Annotated in this window: 2 protein-coding genes; both read right to left on the bottom strand. The window is 73.5% G+C overall.

Annotated elements, in window-relative coordinates:
* Positions 1 to 118: 118 nt before the first annotated feature.
* Positions 119 to 1,309 (bottom strand): lactate 2-monooxygenase, encoded by a 1,191-nt coding sequence (locus ABZ641_RS32825; protein ID WP_359987773.1) that lies wholly within the window; start codon positions 1,307 to 1,309, stop codon positions 119 to 121.
* The gene (locus ABZ641_RS32830; RefSeq protein ID WP_359987776.1) at positions 1,306 to 2,313 is read right to left on the bottom strand and encodes an NADP-dependent oxidoreductase; all 1,008 of its coding nucleotides are present in this window, start codon (positions 2,311 to 2,313) and stop codon (positions 1,306 to 1,308) included. Before ABZ641_RS32830 ends, ABZ641_RS32825 begins: the two co-directional genes overlap by 4 nt.
* Positions 2,314 to 2,514: the final 201 nt, after the last annotated feature.

Raw genomic sequence — 2,514 nt, forward strand, 5'->3', positions numbered from 1 at the left:
CCACCACCGATATCAACCCCTAATCCAAACCCCTCTTCCCATACTCGCGGCTCTTCCGTTCGGACCGCAGGTGCCGGGCGGGCCGATCGGCCCGCCCGGCACCTGCGCGTGCCGGCGGTCAGTCCCCGTGCGTGGGCCCGTCCAGCGCGGAGGCGTCCAGGCCGCCCGGGGTGCGGTGTCCGGAGAGCGCCAGCGTCAGCTCGAACTCGGCGAGCAGCGAACGGACCACGTGCGCCACCCCGGCCTGCCCGTCCAGGGCCAGGCCGTAGGCGTACGGGCGGCCGAGCAGCACCGCCCGGGCGCCCAGGGCGAGCGCCTTGAACACGTCGTCGCCCGTCCGGATCCCGCTGTCGAACAGCACCGGGACCCGGTCGCCCACCGCGGCAGCCACCGCGGGCAGGGCGGCGGCGGCACCGATCGAGCCGTTGACCTGGCGGCCGCCGTGGTTGGAGACCACCACGCCATCCATGCCGGCCTCGACCGCGGCCCGGGCGTCGTCCGGGTGGAGGACGCCCTTGAGCACGATCGGGCCGTCCCAGTGCTCCCGCAGCCAGGCCAGGTCCGGCCAGGTCTTGCCGGGGTCGGCGAAGAGCGACACGAAGTGCAGGACGGCCGCGTTCGGGTCCTCGTGCGGGGGCTTCGCCAGCCCGGCGAGGAAGGCCGGGTCGGTGAAGTAGTTGGCCGTCCCGACGCCGTGCAGGAAGGGCAGGTACGCCTGGTCCAGGTCGCGGGGACGCCAGGCCAGCAGCGGCGTGTCCAGGGTGACGAACAGCGCGGTGAACCCGGCGGCCCCGGCCCGGTCCAGGAAGGACCGGGTGACCTCGCGGTCCTTCGACCAGTAGAGCTGGAACCAGCGCTCGCCGTCGCCCATCGCCGCGGCGACCTCCTCCATCGGCGTGCTGGAGGCGGAGGACAGCACGAAGGGCACGCCCTCGGCGGCCGCGGCCCGGGCCGCGGCCGGCTCGGCGTCCGGGTGCAGGATCGACAGCACCCCGACCGGAGCCAGCGCCAGCGGCGCCGGCAGGGTCCGGCCGAACAGCTCGGTCCGCAGGTCGCGGGCCGACACGTCGCGCAGCATCCGGGGCACGATCCGGTGCGCGTCCAGGGCGGCCCGGTTGGCCCGCTCGGTCGCCCCGCTGCCGGCACTGCCCGCGACGTAGCCGAACGGACCGGGGCCGAGCCGGTGCTCCGCCAGCCGCTCCAGCCGGGTGAGATCGGTCGGCAGCCGCGGCACGCTGCCGCTGATCAGGCCGTTCAGGTAGATCTCGTACTGGAAGGACGCCCAGTCGCGCGGGGGCGGTGTGGTCACACCAGCTCCAGCACGAGCTTGCCAACGTTCTCGCCGCGGAACAGCATCTGCAGCGTCTCGGGGAAGTCGTCGACGGTGCCGCGCACGATGTGCTCCTTGACCTTCAGCCGGCCCTCGGCGATCCAGCCGGCCATTTCCGCCGCCGCCTCCTTGTAGCGGGCGGCGTGGTCGAAGACCACGAAGCCCTCCATCCGGGCCCGGCGGACCAGCAGCGACAGGTAGTTGGACGGGCCCTCGACCTTCGACTCGGCGTTGTACTGGCTGATCGCACCGCAGATCACCACCCGGGCGTGCATCGCCAGCCGGGTCAGCGCGGCGTCCAGGATCGGGCCGCCGACGTTGTCGAAGTACACGTCGATGCCGTCCGGGCAGTGCTCGCGCAGCGCCTTGCGGACGTCCTCGCTGCGGTAGTCGATCGCGGCGTCGAAGCCGAGCTCCTCGGTGAGCAGCGCGCACTTCTCGGCGCCGCCGGCGATGCCGACCACCCGGCAGCCCTTCACCTTGGCGATCTGGCCGACGATGCTGCCGACGGCGCCCGCGGCACCGGAGACCACCACCGTCTCGCCGTCCTTGAGGGCGCCGACCTCCAGCAGGCCGAAGTAGGCGGTCATGCCCGGCATGCCGAGGGCGCCCAGGTAGGTGGAGAGCGGGGCGGCGGCCGGGTCGACCTTGATGGTGCCGCGGCCGTCGGAGACCACGTGCTCCTGGACGCCGAAGGTGCCGACCACGTGGTCGCCGACCTCGTACTTCGGGTGGTTGGAGGCGGTCACCTCGATCACCGAGCCGGCCCGCATGACCTCGCCGATGCCGACCGGCGGCAGGTAGGAGGGGCGGTCGTCCAGCCAGCCGCGCATCGCCGGGTCCAGCGAGAGGAAGCGGGTACGGCCGGCGAACTCGCCCTCGCCGGGCTCGGCGGCCGGTGCGGTGGCGTGCTCCCAGTCGGTGGGCTTGACCGCGCCCTGAGGCCGGGCGGCGAGTCGGATCTGGCGGTTGGCTGCGGTCATGGCAGGCTCCTGTCGCTGGCGGCCGTGCCGCAGCGGTGCGGCACCGGGCCCGATTCTAAGCAAGCGCTTAGTCACCTGGCTAGACGGAGGCCCCCACCGGGAACGAGTGAGGGTCACCACCGAGGGGCGCGGGGGCAGATTCGGGGCAGTCACTCAGGGGCGCGTGGGGGCACCTCCCAGCCTTTGGCCGGGAGGTGCCCC

Source organism: Kitasatospora sp. NPDC007106, from assembly GCF_040634455.1.
Taxonomy (GTDB): Bacteria; Actinomycetota; Actinomycetes; order Streptomycetales; family Streptomycetaceae; genus Kitasatospora; species Kitasatospora arboriphila.